Source organism: Pseudomonas sp. NIBRBAC000502773, assembly GCF_006517195.1.
Classification (GTDB): Bacteria; Pseudomonadota; Gammaproteobacteria; order Pseudomonadales; family Pseudomonadaceae; genus Aquipseudomonas; species Aquipseudomonas marginalis.
Map to the genome: position 1 here is coordinate 4,666,814 of NZ_CP041189.1, position 14,567 is coordinate 4,681,380.

16 protein-coding genes are annotated in these 14,567 nt (G+C 60.1%); 7 read left to right on the forward strand and 9 right to left on the reverse strand.

Annotated elements, in window-relative coordinates; translation table 11 throughout:
- The first annotated feature begins 59 nt into the window (after positions 1-59).
- From NIBR502773_RS21505 to NIBR502773_RS21515, 3 genes are all read left to right on the forward strand, one after another.
- Positions 60-779, forward strand: a complete 720-nt coding sequence (locus NIBR502773_RS21505) for a tRNA-uridine aminocarboxypropyltransferase (RefSeq protein ID WP_141156888.1) — start codon at positions 60-62, stop codon at positions 777-779.
- Positions 780-1,031: 252 nt separating this feature from the next.
- Positions 1,032-1,682, forward strand: coding sequence for a response regulator transcription factor ErdR (gene erdR, locus NIBR502773_RS21510; RefSeq protein ID WP_027604545.1), 651 nt, complete (start codon positions 1,032-1,034; stop codon positions 1,680-1,682).
- Between the two features lie 75 nt (positions 1,683-1,757).
- Positions 1,758-2,120 carry a diacylglycerol kinase gene (locus tag NIBR502773_RS21515; RefSeq protein WP_065938722.1) on the forward strand — a complete coding sequence of 121 codons (363 nt, stop codon included), beginning with the start codon at positions 1,758-1,760 and terminating at the stop codon, positions 2,118-2,120.
- A gap of 3 nt (positions 2,121-2,123) precedes the next feature.
- Here the strand turns inward: NIBR502773_RS21515 and NIBR502773_RS21520 are convergent, their stop codons facing one another.
- A complete protein-coding gene (locus tag NIBR502773_RS21520) occupies positions 2,124-3,050 on the reverse strand; it encodes a LysR family transcriptional regulator (protein WP_065938723.1) in 927 nt (308 codons plus the stop codon).
- Positions 3,051-3,174: 124 nt separating this feature from the next.
- Here NIBR502773_RS21520 and fpr point away from each other — a divergent pair, with 124 nt between their 5' ends.
- Positions 3,175-3,954 carry a ferredoxin-NADP reductase gene (gene fpr, locus NIBR502773_RS21525; RefSeq protein WP_003172178.1) on the forward strand — a complete coding sequence of 260 codons (780 nt, stop codon included), beginning with the start codon at positions 3,175-3,177 and terminating at the stop codon, positions 3,952-3,954.
- A 116-nt stretch (positions 3,955-4,070) separates the two neighbouring features.
- Here the strand turns inward: fpr and tsaA are convergent, their stop codons facing one another.
- The 7 genes from tsaA to NIBR502773_RS21560 form a co-directional block, all read right to left on the reverse strand.
- Entirely contained in the window at positions 4,071-4,766 is a 696-nt protein-coding gene (gene tsaA / locus NIBR502773_RS21530; protein ID WP_065938724.1) for a tRNA (N6-threonylcarbamoyladenosine(37)-N6)-methyltransferase TrmO, read from the reverse strand.
- Positions 4,767-4,769: 3 nt separating this feature from the next.
- Positions 4,770-5,231 carry a DUF1456 family protein gene (locus tag NIBR502773_RS21535; RefSeq protein ID WP_141156889.1) on the reverse strand — a complete coding sequence of 154 codons (462 nt, stop codon included), beginning with the start codon at positions 5,229-5,231 and terminating at the stop codon, positions 4,770-4,772.
- A gap of 69 nt (positions 5,232-5,300) precedes the next feature.
- Positions 5,301-6,011: an rRNA pseudouridine synthase gene (locus tag NIBR502773_RS21540; RefSeq protein ID WP_141156890.1), complete on the reverse strand. Its 711-nt coding sequence runs from the start codon at positions 6,009-6,011 to the stop codon at positions 5,301-5,303.
- 71 nt (positions 6,012-6,082) lie between these two features.
- Complete coding sequence (locus NIBR502773_RS21545) at positions 6,083-6,556, reverse strand: GNAT family N-acetyltransferase (RefSeq protein ID WP_141156891.1); 474 nt, start codon at positions 6,554-6,556, stop codon at positions 6,083-6,085.
- Positions 6,557-6,656: 100 nt separating this feature from the next.
- A complete protein-coding gene (gene rimO / locus NIBR502773_RS21550) occupies positions 6,657-7,997 on the reverse strand; it encodes a 30S ribosomal protein S12 methylthiotransferase RimO (protein ID WP_141156892.1) in 1,341 nt (446 codons plus the stop codon).
- A 180-nt stretch (positions 7,998-8,177) separates the two neighbouring features.
- Positions 8,178-8,513 (reverse strand): addiction module antidote protein, encoded by a 336-nt coding sequence (locus tag NIBR502773_RS21555; protein WP_043293399.1) that lies wholly within the window; start codon positions 8,511-8,513, stop codon positions 8,178-8,180.
- On the reverse strand, positions 8,510-8,833 hold the full coding sequence (locus tag NIBR502773_RS21560) for a type II toxin-antitoxin system RelE/ParE family toxin (RefSeq protein ID WP_065938726.1): 324 nt from the start codon (positions 8,831-8,833) through the stop codon (positions 8,510-8,512). Before NIBR502773_RS21560 ends, NIBR502773_RS21555 begins: the two co-directional genes overlap by 4 nt.
- Positions 8,834-9,246: 413 nt before the next feature.
- Between NIBR502773_RS21560 and NIBR502773_RS21565 the strand changes: the two genes are divergently transcribed.
- The 3 genes from NIBR502773_RS21565 to NIBR502773_RS21575 all read left to right on the forward strand — a co-directional run bounded on the left by NIBR502773_RS21565 (position 9,247) and on the right by NIBR502773_RS21575 (position 12,837).
- On the forward strand, positions 9,247-11,148 hold the full coding sequence (locus NIBR502773_RS21565) for a potassium transporter Kup (RefSeq protein ID WP_027604535.1): 1,902 nt from the start codon (positions 9,247-9,249) through the stop codon (positions 11,146-11,148).
- A gap of 126 nt (positions 11,149-11,274) precedes the next feature.
- Positions 11,275-12,381, forward strand: coding sequence for an NADH:flavin oxidoreductase/NADH oxidase (locus NIBR502773_RS21570; RefSeq protein WP_027604534.1), 1,107 nt, complete (start codon positions 11,275-11,277; stop codon positions 12,379-12,381).
- Positions 12,382-12,651: 270 nt separating this feature from the next.
- Positions 12,652-12,837 (forward strand): hypothetical protein, encoded by a 186-nt coding sequence (locus NIBR502773_RS21575; protein WP_065926501.1) that lies wholly within the window; start codon positions 12,652-12,654, stop codon positions 12,835-12,837.
- Between the two features lie 47 nt (positions 12,838-12,884).
- Here NIBR502773_RS21575 and NIBR502773_RS21580 read toward each other — a convergent pair whose 3' ends face one another.
- Positions 12,885-14,510 carry a glucan biosynthesis protein D gene (locus tag NIBR502773_RS21580; protein WP_065938728.1) on the reverse strand — a complete coding sequence of 542 codons (1,626 nt, stop codon included), beginning with the start codon at positions 14,508-14,510 and terminating at the stop codon, positions 12,885-12,887.
- Positions 14,511-14,567: the final 57 nt, after the last annotated feature.

Here is a 14,567-nt window from a genome sequence, read left to right on the forward strand (position 1 = left end):
CACTTCAGCCTTCCACGAGTTTTCTCCGTGTCGATCTACCCCTCTGTACGGCGCATCCGATGAGCCACGCCGTCTCCCGCCTGCGTACACAGCGCCTGGCACGCGCGATCAAACCCTTCGTCAATCGAGGCTCCCGTGCCGAGCGCTGCCCCGGCTGCCGGGTCATCCCCGAATACTGCCTGTGTGCCTGGCGCCCCCAGGTCGCAGCCAGGTCCGCCATGTGCCTGTTGATGCACGATGTCGAACCGATGAAACCCAGCAACACCGGCTGGCTGATCGCCGACGTGGTCGAGGACACCACGGCATTCGCCTGGTCGCGCACCGAAGTCGACCCGGATTTGCTCACCCTGCTCGCTGACCCGCAGTGGCAGCCCTACATCGTGTTCCCCGGCGAATTCGTGGCGCCCGAGCGTGTTGTCAGTACCGTGGCGGTGGCAGAAGGCAAGCGCCCGCTGTTCATCCTGCTGGATGGCACCTGGAGCGAAGCGCGCAAGATGTTCCGCAAGAGTCCCTATCTGGAGCATCTGCCGGTATTGAGCCTGGCGCCTGAGCAGCTTTCGCGCTACAAACTGCGCCGCTCCAAGCGTGATGACCATTTCTGCACCGCCGAAGTCGCCGCCCTGTGCCTGGAGCTGGCCGAGGACGCCGCAGCAAGCGAAGTGCTGGACGCCTACCTCGACGTATTCAGCACCCATTACCTGGCCGCCAAGTTCCAGCTGCCGCTGGACCCGACCGACAGCGTCCATACTCGTCTTGCACCCTATATACCCACGCTATAGCCAGACGACGTTTGCATGATGGCACCGTAAACCTGCACCCCGCTAAAATGCCCATGGGCGTAGTGCTTGACCCCCCAGGCTGCGCTGGGCATGCTGAGCGCCGATTGGGGGGCAACCGTGAGTTTTCGACGTCGTTCCAAGTGCTTTTGACGTTGAACGTACCCTGTGGCGATGGCTGCCTGGCCGTCGCCTTGTGTATTGGTGAACCCCGAACCCATCGGGGCTGCCATAAAAAACAGGATCATTTAATCAATGGCCACATACGAAATCCTGATAGCCGATGACCACCCGCTGTTTCGCAGTGCGCTGCATCAGGCCGTGACCCTGGGCCTTGGCCCCGACGTGCGCCTGGTTGAAGTGGCCAGCATTGCCGAGCTGGAAACCCGCCTTACCGAAAAATCCGATTGGGACCTGGTGCTGCTCGACCTGAACATGCCCGGCGCCTACGGTTTCTCGGGGCTGGTGCTCCTGCGTGGGCAATACCCGCAGATCCCCGTGGTGATGGTCTCTGCCCAGGAAGACGCCGACGTGGTGGTGCGTTCCAAGGAGTTTGGCGCCAGCGGCTTCATTCCAAAGTCCAGCGCGATGGAAGATATTCAGAAGGCCGTGCGCGCAGTGTTGGACGGTGATGTGTCCTGGCCGCCGCAGGCATTCGAACACATCAACGTGTCCGACGAAGCCAAGGCCGCCCGTGATGGCTTGGCCAGCTTGACGCCCCAGCAGTTTCGGGTGCTGACCATGGTCTGCGAAGGTTTGCTGAACAAGCAGATCGCCTATGAGCTGAGTGTGTCGGAAGCGACCATCAAGGCGCATGTCACGGCAATCTTTCGCAAATTGGGGGTGCGCACGCGGACCCAGGCGGCGCTGCTCTTGCAACAACTTGAGTCAATTGCTCAGCATTAAGTTGTTACCGATTCACGCTTTTTTGACTTTGCGTGATCTAGTTTCCCCACTTCTTTGGTTCAGTTGCCTACGTCTATGTCGCCTTTCAAGGGTCAAACCGGTCTCAAACGTATCTTCAATGCAGGGGGCTATTCCCTGGATGGCCTGCGCGCGGCTTTCACCGGTGAGGCGGCGTTCCGTCAACTGGTCTTGTTGAACGTCATCCTGATCCCGCTGAGTTTTTTCCTGCACGTCAGCCGTGTTGAACGGGCGCTGCTGATTGCAGTGTGCCTGTTGGCCTTGATCGTTGAATTGCTCAATTCGGCGGTAGAAGCGGCGATCGACCGTATTTCCCTCGATCGCCATCCCTTGTCGAAAAACGCTAAGGACATGGGCAGCGCCGCGCAATTCGTGGCGCTGACCATGATCACCCTGGTGTGGGCCGTGATCCTGATCTGACGATCAGGCAATGCTCGGCAGCACGATCTCGTCGCTGCGCTGAACCCCGGCGGTGAAGGTCCGACACAGCTCCAGGAACTCGCGCATGGCCGAGGTCTGGTATTTCTGTTTATGCCAGATGAAGTAGAACTGCCGGGCCAGGTCCAGGTCCGGGGTTTCTACTGGCACCAGGCTGCCACGGCGAAATGCATCGCGCAGCGCCAGCCGGGAAATGCACCCGATGCCCAAACCCGATTCCACCGCCCGTTTGATCGCCTCGGTGTGCTCCAGCTCCAGGCGGATATTCAGCGCGCTGCGGTGATGGCGCATGGCCTGGTCAAAGGTCAGGCGCGTGCCGGAGCCTTGCTCCCGCAGGATCCAGGCCTCATGGGTCAATTCTTCCAGGGTGGCCACGCCGCGCTTGGCCAAGGGGTGCTGAGGTGCACAAAACACCACCAGCTCATCTTCCACCCAGGTTTGCACCTCGATATCGGGGTGGCTGCAGTCGCCTTCGATTAGACCCAGGTCAATTTCGTAGTGCGCAACCTGATGCACGATATTGGCCGTGTTCTGCACATGCAGCTTCACCTGGCTTTCGGGGTGCTGCTGCATGAAGCTGCCGATCAGCAGGGTGGCCAGGTAATTGCCAATGGTCAGGGTAGCGCCGACCGCCAGGGAGCCGAACCCGGACTTACCGTTGAGCAGGTCTTCGATCTCCTTGGCCTGGTCCAACAGCGCCACTGCTTGAGGCAACAGCTGATGGCCCAAGGCGTTGAGACTCAGGCGTTTACCGGCACGGTCGAATAATTGGCAGCTGGATTGACGCTCCAGCTCCGTAATCGAGGTGCTGGCGGCGGATTGAGATAAGGCCAGAAGGCCGGCAGCGCGAGAGACGCTTTCCTGCTGGGCGACGGCGACGAAGACTTGCAGTTGACGGAGAGTAAATCGCATATCGATATAACCGATAACCCTTATCTTAATAATCCAGTTAACAGATATTGTCGCCGCCATTAGAATGCTGTGCAATTGCGCACTTCATCTTTGGCGCAGACCCATTTCCAGGAGTCCCCCGTACATGAGCAACATGAACCACGAGCGTGTCCTCAGTGTTCATCACTGGAACGACACTCTGTTCAGCTTCAAGTGCACCCGCGATCCGGGCCTGCGCTTCGAGAACGGTCAGTTCGTGATGATCGGCCTGCAACAGCCCAACGGCCGCCCGCTCATGCGCGCTTACTCCATTGCCAGCCCGAACTGGGAAGAGCATCTGGAGTTCTTCAGCATCAAGGTGCCGGATGGCCCGCTGACTTCCCAATTGCAGCACTTGAAGGAAGGCGACGAGATCATCATCAGCAAAAAACCGACAGGCACCCTGGTGCTTGACGATTTGAAGCCGGGCAAACACCTCTACCTGCTCAGCACCGGTACCGGCCTTGCTCCGTTCATGAGCGTGATCCAGGACCCGGAAACCTACGAGCGTTTCGAAAAAGTGATCCTGTGCCACGGCGTGCGCTACGTCAACGAAGTCGCTTACCGCGAATTCATCACCGAGCACCTGCCGCAGAACGAATTCTTCGGCGAGGCCCTGCGTGAGAAGCTGATCTACTACCCGACCGTGACCCGCGAGCCGTTCGAAAACGAAGGCCGCCTGACCGACCTGATGCGCAGCGGCAAGCTGTTCAGCGACATCGGTCTGCCACCGATCAACCCCGAGGACGACCGCGCCATGTTGTGCGGCAGCCCAAGCATGTTGGACGAGACCAGCGAAGTGCTGAACAGCTTCGGCTTGAAAGTTTCGCCACGCATGCGTGAGCCGGGTGATTACTTGATCGAGCGCGCGTTCGTCGAGAAATAACTGCGGTAAAAAATGTGAGAGGGGGCTTGCTCCCGATGGCGATGGGTCAGTCGATATACACGTTGACTGATCCACTGCCATCGGGAGCAAGCCCCCTTCTACATTGGGTTACCGGTTTATCCCGCTGGCACCACTTCCAACACACAAATCATCCCTGCTTCAGGATAGTGCCAGCGCACATCCACATCCCAGAACTGCGCCCCGTATTCGCGCTCGGGCCCTGGCGTCTGGTAGGCCGGGCGTGGATCCTGTGCCAGACACTGATCGATCAACTCCACCAACGGCTCCCCAAGGCGCTGGGCATGGCCTTGTGCCTGCTGCAGTGCGCTCTTCAGCCACTGCACCGGAATCAGCTGCGGCGCACCACTGGCGATGCTGTTGGTGGCCGTGTCGATGATGTCGGCGTAGGGCACATACGGCTTGATATCCAATACCGGGGTGCCATCGAGCAAATCGATTCCGGAAATCCATAGCCGGCCCGGCTCGACCTTGTCCAGCTTGACCACTGACTGGCCAATCCCGTTGGGCCGATGAGTCGCGCGGGTCGCAAACACCCCCATGGACGTGTTGCCACCCAGGCGGGGCGGGCGCACTTTCAGGCGGGGCTTGTCTTCCAGGGCCTGGTGGAACAGAAACAACAGCCACACGTGGCTGACCTGCTCCAGGCCCTGTACCGCCTCGCCTTGGTCGAACGGCGCCACCAACTCCAGCACGCCCCGCGCGGCAGGCGCCAGTTGCGGTTGGCGCGGGATGGCGAACTTCTCCTTGAAGCAGGAGCGTACGAAACCGACCGGCGAGACCTGGTAACCCATGGCTTACGTGCGAACCCGCAGCGTCAGGCCCTTGAGGAAGTTGCGCAGCAGCTGGTCGCCACAGGTGCGGTAGTTGGTATGGCCGAACTTGCGGAACAGTGCGCTCAGCTCAGGCTTGGACACCGGGAATTCGGCGGCCTTGAGGATGGCGTGCATGTCGTCCTCCTTCAGTTCGAAGGCCACACGCAGTTTTTTGAGGATGATGTTGTTGGTCACCGGGGTTTCGATCGGCTGCGGCGGACGGCTTTCGTCCTTGCCGCGCTTGAAAATCACCAGGCCATCGAGGAAGTGGGCCATGACGTCATCCGGGCAGAACACAAAACCCTCTTCCTCGTCTTTCTTGAGGTAGGTCTGCAGGTCTTCCTTGGTCACGTCCATGCCGCCGAGCTTGATAAGCTCGACCATCTTGTTGTCGCTGATGTCGAGCATGTAGCGCACGCTGCGCAGTACGTCGTTGTGAATCATGGTGGGCAATCCTGGTTTTCAACGGTGGGCGCCGCCGGGTGGGGCGGTGCCTGGAAAGGGGGAGGCTGTTTAGAACTTTTCTTTGCCGGACAGATAACGCCATTGGCCAACCGGCACTTTGCCGATGGACACGCCGCCGATGCGAATGCGGCGGATAGCGACGACTTTCAGGCCAACGGCTTCGCAGAACAGGGCGATCACGCCCGGTTGCGGGTTTTTCATCGCAAAGCGCAGGCGATTTTCGTTCTGCCAGCTGGCTTTTACGGCTGGCAGCTCTTTGCCTTTGTAGGTCAGGCCGTGGTTCAGGCGGTTGAGGCCGTGGGCAACCATGTCACCTTCAACCTCCACCACGTATTCCTGCTCGATCTTGGCGGCATCGGCGGTCAACTTGCGCAGAATCTTCCAGTCCTGGGTAAACACCAGCAGGCCGCTGGCCTTGGCCTGCAGGTCGGCGCTGGCGGTCAGGCGCAGGAAGTGGCCCTTGAGCGGACGCTTGCTGAAGCGGTGTTCCTCCGAGAGGGTTTCGGCGCTGATCGAGGCCATTGCCGTCTCGGCATCGACACCGGCCGGGGCGTGGAACAGGATGGTCACCGGCTCTGGCGCAGTGGCCTTGGCCTCCGGGTCCAGTTCGACCTTCTGGGTGGTGATCTTGAATTGCGGCTCGTCGATCACTTCACCGTCCACCGAGATCCAGCCGCCTTCGATAAACAGCTCAGCCTCCCGACGGGAGCAACCGACCAGTTCGATAAGGCGTTTGGAGAGGCGTATGGGGTCAGTCATGACAAGGGCCGTAACAAAAGGGGGCGGCTATTGTACCTGTGTGGGCGCGGTTAATCCCGGCCCCATTTCATTTAGCCCTGACGGGCGTTTTGTTGTTGCTGGCGCAGGCGCAGGTGCAGCAACGGATAGGGCTGGCCCAGGCCGTCATGTTCGGTGCGTCCGACCACTTCGAAACCCTGCTTGAAATAAAACCCCAAGGCTTGGGGGTTCTGCTCGTTGACGTCGAGTTCGTCGGCGTTCATGCGCTCGATTGCATAACGCAGCAACTGCCGGCCGAGGCCTTGCCCGCGGTATTGCGGGTCGATAAACAGCATCTCCACCTTACCGCACGCCACCCCGGCAAACCCGGTAATACGCTGGCGTGCGTCTTTGGTGCAGATCAGCATCACCGAATCCAGGTAGCGGGTCAGCAGCAGGTTTTTCAGCAATATGATGTAACTGTCCGGCAAAAAATCATGGGTGGCCCGCACCGAGGCCTCCCAGATGCGCGCCAACTCCGCGTAGTCGCTGGTTTTAGGTGTGTGGATAACCGAATGCTGACGCATGCCCGCTGCCCCTTGCGATGATTGGCGCTGATGGGCAAAACGATAGACCTAAAAAAGCCCCGCATCTTGTCCAGAAGCAGGGCTTTTCAAGTTTTTTCGATCAGTCGCGCTTTTCAGCCCACAGATCGTACTCATCAGCGTCGGTCACGGTGCACCAGACCTTGTCACCCGGCTTCAAGCCGCTGGCATCGTCGATAAACACGTTACCGTCGATTTCCGGTGCATCGAAGAAGCAACGGCCGACTGCGCCTTGCTCGTCGACTTCGTCGATCAGCACTTCGATTTCCTTGCCGATACGCAGTTGCAGGCGCGCCGAGCTGATCGCCTGTTGGTGCGCCATGAAGCGCTCCCAACGGTCCTGCTTGACGTCATCCGGGACCACGGCCAGGTCCAGCAGGTTGGCCGGGGCACCTTCCACGGGCGAGTACTGGAAGCAACCCACACGGTCCAGTTGCGCTTCGGTCAGCCAGTCCAGCAGGTACTGGAAGTCTTCTTCGGTTTCGCCGGGGAAGCCGACGATGAAGGTCGAACGGATGATCAGCTCGGGGCAGATCTCGCGCCAGTTCTTGATGCGCGCCAGGGTCTTGTCTTCGAAGGCCGGGCGTTTCATGGCCTTGAGCACTTTCGGGCTGGCGTGCTGGAACGGGATGTCCAGGTACGGCAGGATCTTGCCGGCGGCCATCAACGGGATCAGCTCGTCCACGTGCGGGTACGGGTAGACGTAGTGCAGGCGCACCCACACGCCCAGGCTGCTGAGGGCTTCGCAGAGTTCGGTCATGCGGGTTTTTACCGGCGCGCCGTTCCAGAAGCCGGTGCGGTATTTCACGTCGACGCCGTAGGCGCTGGTGTCCTGGGAGATCACCAGCAGCTCCTTGACGCCGGACTTGACCAGGCGCTGGGCCTCGTCAAGTACGTCACCCACCGGGCGGCTGACCAGCTTGCCACGCATCGACGGGATGATGCAGAAGCTGCAGCTGTGGTTGCAGCCTTCGGAAATCTTCAGGTACGCATAGTGACGCGGGGTCAGCTTGATGCCTTGGGGCGGCACCAGGTCGATCAGCGGGTTGTGATCCTGGCGCGGCGGCACCACCTCGTGCACGGCATTGACTACCTGCTCGTACTGCTGCGGGCCGGTCACGGCCAGTACGCTGGGGTGCACGTTGCGGATATTGCCTTCTTCCACACCCATGCAGCCGGTCACGATGACCTTGCCGTTTTCCTTGATGGCTTCGCCGATCACTTCCAGGGACTCTGCCTTGGCCGAGTCGATAAAGCCGCAGGTGTTGACCACCACCACATCGGCGTCCTGGTAAGTGGACACCACGTCATAGCCTTCCATGCGCAGTTGCGTGAGGATGCGTTCGGAATCGACCAGAGCCTTCGGGCAACCCAGGGAAACAAAGCCAACCTTGGGGTTGGCTTTTGCGGTGGTGGTGGACATGTCTAACCTCGGTATTGAATGACGCCGCCAGTCGGGCACGACAGGGCTGCGGACGGGCGCTTGCTGCGCCTCTGATCAAAAAGTGCGCAATTCTAGCGACGGGCAACGCACTTGACCAGCTTTATGCAGGGAAATGCGACGAGTGCTGTGTTGGGTGAATCGCCCAGCCCTTACACGTTCTTAAGCCCGGACGTCCTGCTCTGTGCGGTGCGTTACAACTTTAGACATGCCCACACCTAACGCCTGAAGCACTTTCAGGAGAGTGGAAAGCTTTGGGTCGCCGCCGACGCCGAGGGACCTATAGAGATTTGCTCTATTGAGGCCCGTGTTCTGCGACAGACTGAGCATCCCGCCGCGAGCGTCCGCCACTCGACGGATAGCGACAAGGAATGCGTCTTCCCCACCCGCTTCATCGATTTCCTCAAGCGCGACAGATAGATATTCCAAGGCAAATGCTTCGTCGTCTCGGAGCATTTCAAGAACACTATCTTCATGAGAACGAGTACGAATGGTCATTTTTGCTGCACCTTGTAAGATTTCCAGAGGGCCTTGGCCTGATCAATGTCGTTCTGCTGCCTGGCCTTTGAGCCGCCGCCCAACAGGAAAACAATTTTTCGATCCTGGATTGCGTAATACACACGAAACCCAGGCCCGAAGTCGAGTTTCATCTCAAAGACCCCGTCACCCACCGACTCGGTAACACCAAAGTGGCCAAGGGAAGCTCGATCCACTCTGGTGGTGATTCTTGCCTTTGAACGCGTGTCTTGCACGGTGTCCAGCCAAGCCTGGTAGATATCCACCCCGTTGACTGAAAGTACGTGTTTCACTTCGTACATGCGGAATGTACCTTAAAAGAGACAGGGCAATGATTGAGTTTTTATATCGACTACGCACGTGATGCAGGCGCGCGATTTATTGATCAGGCAAGGTGGCCAAGGAGCTTGCGCATACACCGCTGAGGCTGCGCTACTGAGCCGGGCGGAAAATATACGGTTGGCCGTAAATGTGATCAATGCAGGCAAAAAGGCTCCAAAATGCCGCTTCATCTACGACTGACGGTGTAAATCGATACCCGAATCACTTGAGCAGGGAAATACGACGACCGCTGCGCTATGCTTCGCGCCGTTGCGCACGGGGAAAACCCTTGGGTCAATAAAACGTCTGTTACGAGAAGTAAAACAGCGCATGCTAGGGTCAGCTTAGACGCGCTGTTTATAAGAGACCTCAGGTCAAAGGGCAGGAGTGGTTGATGGGTCAGGCAAGTAGTCAGGCAGCAGGTGCCGAGCATTCCAACGCAAAGCCGATCGGCATGCTGGTGGCAGCGGTCGGGGTGGTTTACGGCGATATCGGTACCAGCCCGCTCTATACCCTCAAAGAGGTGTTCAACGGTGGTTATGGGGTGCAGGTCAACCATGACGGTGTGCTGGGGATCCTGGCGCTGATCTTCTGGTCGTTGATCTGGGTGGTGTCGATCAAGTACATGCTGTTCGTGCTGCGCGCCGATAACCAGGGCGAAGGCGGCATCATGGCCCTGACCGCGTTGGCGCGACGGGCGGCGGGGGAGCGCAAGAAGTTGCGCAGTTTCCTCGTGGTGTGTGGCCTGTGCGGTGCGGCGTTGTTCTATGGCGACAGCATGATTACCCCGGCGATTTCGGTGCTGTCGGCCATTGAGGGCCTGGAACTGGCGTTCGACGGCCTGGAAAAATGGGTGGTGCCGATCGCCCTGGTGGTGCTGGTGGCGCTGTTCCTGATCCAGAAGCACGGTACCGACCGCATCGGCAAGTTGTTCGGGCCGGTGATGGTGACCTGGTTCCTGGTGCTGGGGGGCCTCGGCGTGTATGGCATTACCCTGCACCCTGAAGTGCTCAATGCCCTGAACCCGATGTGGGGCGTGCGTTTCTTCGAGGCCCACCCTGGCATTGGCGTGGCGATCCTCGGCGCGGTAGTGCTGGCGTTGACCGGTGCCGAGGCGCTGTATGCCGACATGGGTCACTTCGGCCGCAAGCCCATCGCCCGCGCCTGGTTCATCCTGGTGTTGCCGGCGCTGGTGCTCAACTATTTCGGCCAGGGCGCCATGTTGCTGGGCGACCCGGAAGCCGCACGCAACCCGTTCTACCTGTTGGCGCCAAGTTGGGCGCTGATCCCGCTGGTGGTGCTGTCCACCCTGGCCACGGTGATTGCGTCCCAGGCGGTGATTTCCGGTGCGTTTTCGTTGACGCGCCAGGCGATCCAGTTGGGTTATATCCCGCGTATGCATATCCAGCACACCTCAAGCGCCGAACAGGGCCAGATCTATATCGGTGCGGTGAACTGGTCGCTGATGGTCGGCGTGATCCTGCTGGTGCTGGGTTTCGAGTCCTCCAACGCACTGGCGTCGGCCTACGGCGTGGCGGTGACCGGGACCATGTTGATGACCACCATCCTGGTGTCGGCAGTCATGCTGTTGCTGTGGAAATGGCCACCGATTCTGGCCGTGCCGGTCCTGGTCTGCTGCCTGTTGGTGGACGGGCTGTACTTCGCGGCCAACGTGCCGAAGATCATTCAGGGCGGCGCCTTCCCGGTATTGGCGGGGATTGTGCTGTTCGTGCTGATGACCACCTGGAAGCGCGGCAAGCAATTGCTGGTGGACCGCCTCGATGAAGGTGGCCTGCCGTTGCCGATCTTTATCAGCAGCATCCGCGTGCAGCCGCCGCATCGCGTGCAGGGCACGGCGGTGTTCCTTACCGCGCGCCCGGACGCCGTGCCCCATGCGCTGTTGCACAACCTGCTGCATAACCAGGTGCTGCATGAACAGGTGGTGTTGCTGACGGTGGTCTACGAAGACATCCCGCGTGTCCCGGCCTCACGGCGCTTCGAGGTGGATTCCTACGGCGAGGGGTTCTTTCGCGTGATCCTGCACTTCGGCTTTACCGATGAGCCGGACGTCCCCGAAGCGTTGAAGCTGTGCCATTTGGACGGCCTGGATTTCAGTCCGATGCGCACCACGTACTTCCTCAGCCGTGAAACCGTCATCGCCTCCCGCATCAAGGGCATGGCCCGTTGGCGCGAAGCGTTGTTTGCATTCATGCTCAAGAACGCCAACGGCAACCTGCGGTTCTTCAAGCTCCCGGTCAATCGAGTGATCGAATTGGGCACCCAGGTCGAAATGTAAGCCTGCGCGGTACGGGAGCCGGCAATCGGCTCCCGCTTTACGTCTGAACCCTGTGCAATCCACGGTTGTCGACTAGGCTCTAAGCACTGTTTGAATAGTGCCCACAGACCCCAGAAGAGGTGCGCCATGAGTCAGCTGCTCGAACCCTATACCCTGCGCCAATTGACCCTGCTCAACCGTATCGCGGTGTCGCCGATGTGTCAGTACTCAAGTGTCGATGGCCTGGCTAACGACTGGCACCTCGTCCACCTCGGCAGCCGCGCGGTCGGTGGCGCCGGGCTGATATTCACCGAAGCCACCGCCGTAACCGCCGATGGCCGCATCACGGCCGAAGACCTGGGCCTGTGGAACGACGAACAGATCGAACCCCTGCGGCGCATCACACGGTTTATCGCCGCCCAGGGCGCGGTGGCGGGCATCCAGCTGGCCCATGCCGGGCGCAAGGCCAGCACCCACCGCCCATGGATCGGCAAGCACGGCAGCGTCAAGCCGCAAGACGGTGGCTGGGTGCCGGTGGGGCCGTCGCCGATTGCCTTTGACCCGCAGCACACCCAACCCAAGCCTTTGGATGAGGCGCAGATCCAGCAAGTGATCGCCGACTTCGTAGCCGCCGCCAGGCGCGCCCTGACCGCCGGTTTTGAAGTGGTGGAAATCCACGCCGCCCATGGTTACCTGCTGCATCAATTCCTCTCGCCCATCAGCAACCAGCGGCAGGACCAATATGGCGGCTCATTCGAGAACCGTATCCGCCTGGTGCTGCAAGTGACTGAAGCGGTGCGCGAGGTCTGGCCCCAGGAGCTGCCGCTGTTCGTGCGGGTGTCGGCCACCGACTGGGTGGAAGATGGCTGGAACCCTGATGAAACCGTGGAACTCGCGCGTCGCCTCAAAGACCTGGGCGTGGACCTGATCGACGTGTCTTCCGGTGGCACTGCCGCCAACGCCGAAATCCCCACCGGCCCGGGTTACCAGACGCGCTTTGCCGAGCGTGTACGCAAGGAGTCGGGCATCGCCACCGGCACCGTCGGCATGATCACCGAACCGGCCCAGGCCGAGCACATCCTGCGTACCTGCCAGGCCGACATCATCTTCCTGGCGCGTGAACTGCTGCGTGACCCTTACTGGCCGTTGCATGCCGATGATGATCTGGGCGGGCGCAAGGCTATTTGGCCGGCTCAGTACCAACGAGCGACCCACCGGGACCAACCGATCCATGAGTCTGACTTGAGGGATTGATCCTGCGTCGGCGCCGTCGAAACCCACCTTGAACCGGTGGGTTTTTTTTGCCTGCTGCTGTGGGATGGGGTTGTAGGTATTTGTTACCGAAGTGATTTTTTAAGTGAATACTCTAAAAAAATCCCACGCGTAACGAGATTGTTTCTACGCTTAGGGTACGACTGATTTCTGGCCCAGGGAGTCAGTCTGTTTGTACACCGAGGCATTGCGTTCCCCGGGAAACGGTTTGTGGGCACAGGAGTTTTTGATCGATATCAGGAGAAACAGTCCATGGCCAAGTCCTATGGTGTAGCGGGTGCGGTGGTGTCTTTTTTTACCCGCAGGGTGTCCTTGCGTGGCCGCAGGTTGAGTTCGGACGAAGCCGAATTACTGGCGCAGTATCGCGCCCTGACCGAAAGCGATCAGGTAGCGATGCGGTATCTGATTGGAGCGATGAAGAGTGTGTCGCGGTTCTGACGGCGTGCGCGAGGATCGTTCCCACGCGAGCGTGGGAACGATCTGGATCAGGTGTACTTGCGCTGTTCCGGTGCCGGCGGGAAGTACTGATACAACCAGGTTTCACTCAGGGTGCGGTCCTGGGTGCGGATAAACAGTCGCAGTTCCACCGGCTCCACGCTGTCGCTGGTCGGGTACCAGTCGAACAGGATGCGGTAGCCCTTGATGTTGTCGAGCACCAGCACGCTGAAGTCTTTCACTTCGCCGTGGGAGCAGGTCACCACCGGCTCGATCCCGGTGCCGGCCGGCAAGCGGTCCAGGCCGCCGCCCTTGAAGTCCACGGCAAACCGGCGCGCCCACACTGGCGGGTAGTGCTCCCCCGGCGCCCAACCTTCGGTAAAGCCGCCCATGCCGGAACGGGTCGCATCGACTTGCGCCAGCGGTGTGCTGACCGGGGGCAGGGCGCTCCAGTACAGCTTGTAGCCATAGTTGAGTGAATCGCCGGCCGCCACAGGCTTTTTCGGCGTCCAGAAGGCCACTATGTTGTCCAGGGTCTCGCCGGTGGTGGGGATTTCCAACAGGTCGATCGAGCCTTCGCCCCAGGCGGTGGTCGGTTCGACCCACAGGCTTGGACGCTTGCTGTACCAGTCGACGGTGTCCTGGTAGCTGGCGAACTCATGGTCGGTCTGCACCAGGCCGAAACCTTTCGGGTCGGTGTCGGCGAACGCGTTGAACTGCAGCTTGGCCGGGTTATTCAACGGGCGGCAAATCCACTCGCCATTACCCCGCCACATCGCCAGGCGGTCCGAGTCGTGGATCTGTGGGTGGATGGTGTCGCACATGCGGCGCTCGTGGGTGCCGCAACTGAACATGCTGGTCATGGCGGCGATGCCCAACTGTTCGATGGCGGTACGTGCGTTGATATGGGCGTCGATGGCCATCACCACCTGGTTGGCCTGGCAGTCGATATCGAAGCGGTAGGCACCGGTGGCGCTCGGCGAGTCGAGCAGAGCGTAGACCACAAAGCGGGTCGCGTTCTTGTCCGGGGTCTCGAACCAGAACTGCGTGAAATCGGGGAACTCTTCGCGTTTTTTTGCGTAGGTATCAATCGCCAGGCCACGGGCGGAGAGGCCGTACTGGCCGGTGGAATCCACCGCGCGGAAGTAGCTGGCGCCGAGAAACGAAAGCACGTCATGGCGATCCAGTTCCGGCGCCTTGAACAACTTGAAGCCGGAGAAACCCAGGTCGCCGGTCAGCTGTTTGGTGTCGACGGTGGTTTTTTCATAATTGAACAGTGAAGGGCGGAAATGCACTTCGCGGGCTTCACGGGTCTTGGGGTCGACGCTGTGCATGCGCACCGGTGTCTTGAAGCCCATGCCGACGTGGAAGAACTGCACGTCGAGCTGGCCGTTCAATTCCTTCCACAGCGAATGGTTGCCGTCGTAGCCGATGGCGTTGAAATTCTGCGGGGTCATGGTCGCCAGTGTGGGCGGCAGCACCTGTCTGGTGTCTTTATACGCGGTCCCGGCCAGCTGTTTGGCTTGGGCCTTGAGCGTTTCAAAATCGAACGCCACGGCCTTGCCATCGGCGGCACGGTTCCCGGCCCAGGCCTGCGCGGCAAGCAGGCCGCTGGCCGATAAACCGGTGTAGGCCGCAATGGCCATGGAGGCTTTGAGCAAATTCCTGCGGTGCATAGAGACAACCTGTCGTGAGCAAATCCCGCGCCGTTCCTGGCACGTGCTGGATCAGAA

Bases quoted from the DNA above. Each gene is read 5' to 3' on its own strand.
- NIBR502773_RS21505 (WP_141156888.1), top strand. From the start codon at position 60: ATGAGCCACGCCGTCTCCCGCCTGCGTACACAGCGCCTGGCACGCGCG.
- erdR (WP_027604545.1), top strand. From the start codon at position 1,032: ATGGCCACATACGAAATCCTGATAGCCGATGACCACCCGCTGTTTCGC.
- NIBR502773_RS21515 (WP_065938722.1), top strand. From the start codon at position 1,758: ATGTCGCCTTTCAAGGGTCAAACCGGTCTCAAACGTATCTTCAATGCA.
- NIBR502773_RS21520 (WP_065938723.1), bottom strand. From the start codon at position 3,050: ATGCGATTTACTCTCCGTCAACTGCAAGTCTTCGTCGCCGTCGCCCAG.
- fpr (WP_003172178.1), top strand. From the start codon at position 3,175: ATGAGCAACATGAACCACGAGCGTGTCCTCAGTGTTCATCACTGGAAC.
- tsaA (WP_065938724.1), bottom strand. From the start codon at position 4,766: ATGGGTTACCAGGTCTCGCCGGTCGGTTTCGTACGCTCCTGCTTCAAG.
- NIBR502773_RS21535 (WP_141156889.1), bottom strand. From the start codon at position 5,231: ATGATTCACAACGACGTACTGCGCAGCGTGCGCTACATGCTCGACATC.
- NIBR502773_RS21540 (WP_141156890.1), bottom strand. From the start codon at position 6,011: ATGACTGACCCCATACGCCTCTCCAAACGCCTTATCGAACTGGTCGGT.
- NIBR502773_RS21545 (WP_141156891.1), bottom strand. From the start codon at position 6,556: ATGCGTCAGCATTCGGTTATCCACACACCTAAAACCAGCGACTACGCG.
- rimO (WP_141156892.1), bottom strand. From the start codon at position 7,997: ATGTCCACCACCACCGCAAAAGCCAACCCCAAGGTTGGCTTTGTTTCC.
- NIBR502773_RS21555 (WP_043293399.1), bottom strand. From the start codon at position 8,513: ATGACCATTCGTACTCGTTCTCATGAAGATAGTGTTCTTGAAATGCTC.
- NIBR502773_RS21560 (WP_065938726.1), bottom strand. From the start codon at position 8,833: ATGTACGAAGTGAAACACGTACTTTCAGTCAACGGGGTGGATATCTAC.
- NIBR502773_RS21565 (WP_027604535.1), top strand. From the start codon at position 9,247: ATGGGTCAGGCAAGTAGTCAGGCAGCAGGTGCCGAGCATTCCAACGCA.
- NIBR502773_RS21570 (WP_027604534.1), top strand. From the start codon at position 11,275: ATGAGTCAGCTGCTCGAACCCTATACCCTGCGCCAATTGACCCTGCTC.
- NIBR502773_RS21575 (WP_065926501.1), top strand. From the start codon at position 12,652: ATGGCCAAGTCCTATGGTGTAGCGGGTGCGGTGGTGTCTTTTTTTACC.
- NIBR502773_RS21580 (WP_065938728.1), bottom strand. From the start codon at position 14,510: ATGCACCGCAGGAATTTGCTCAAAGCCTCCATGGCCATTGCGGCCTAC.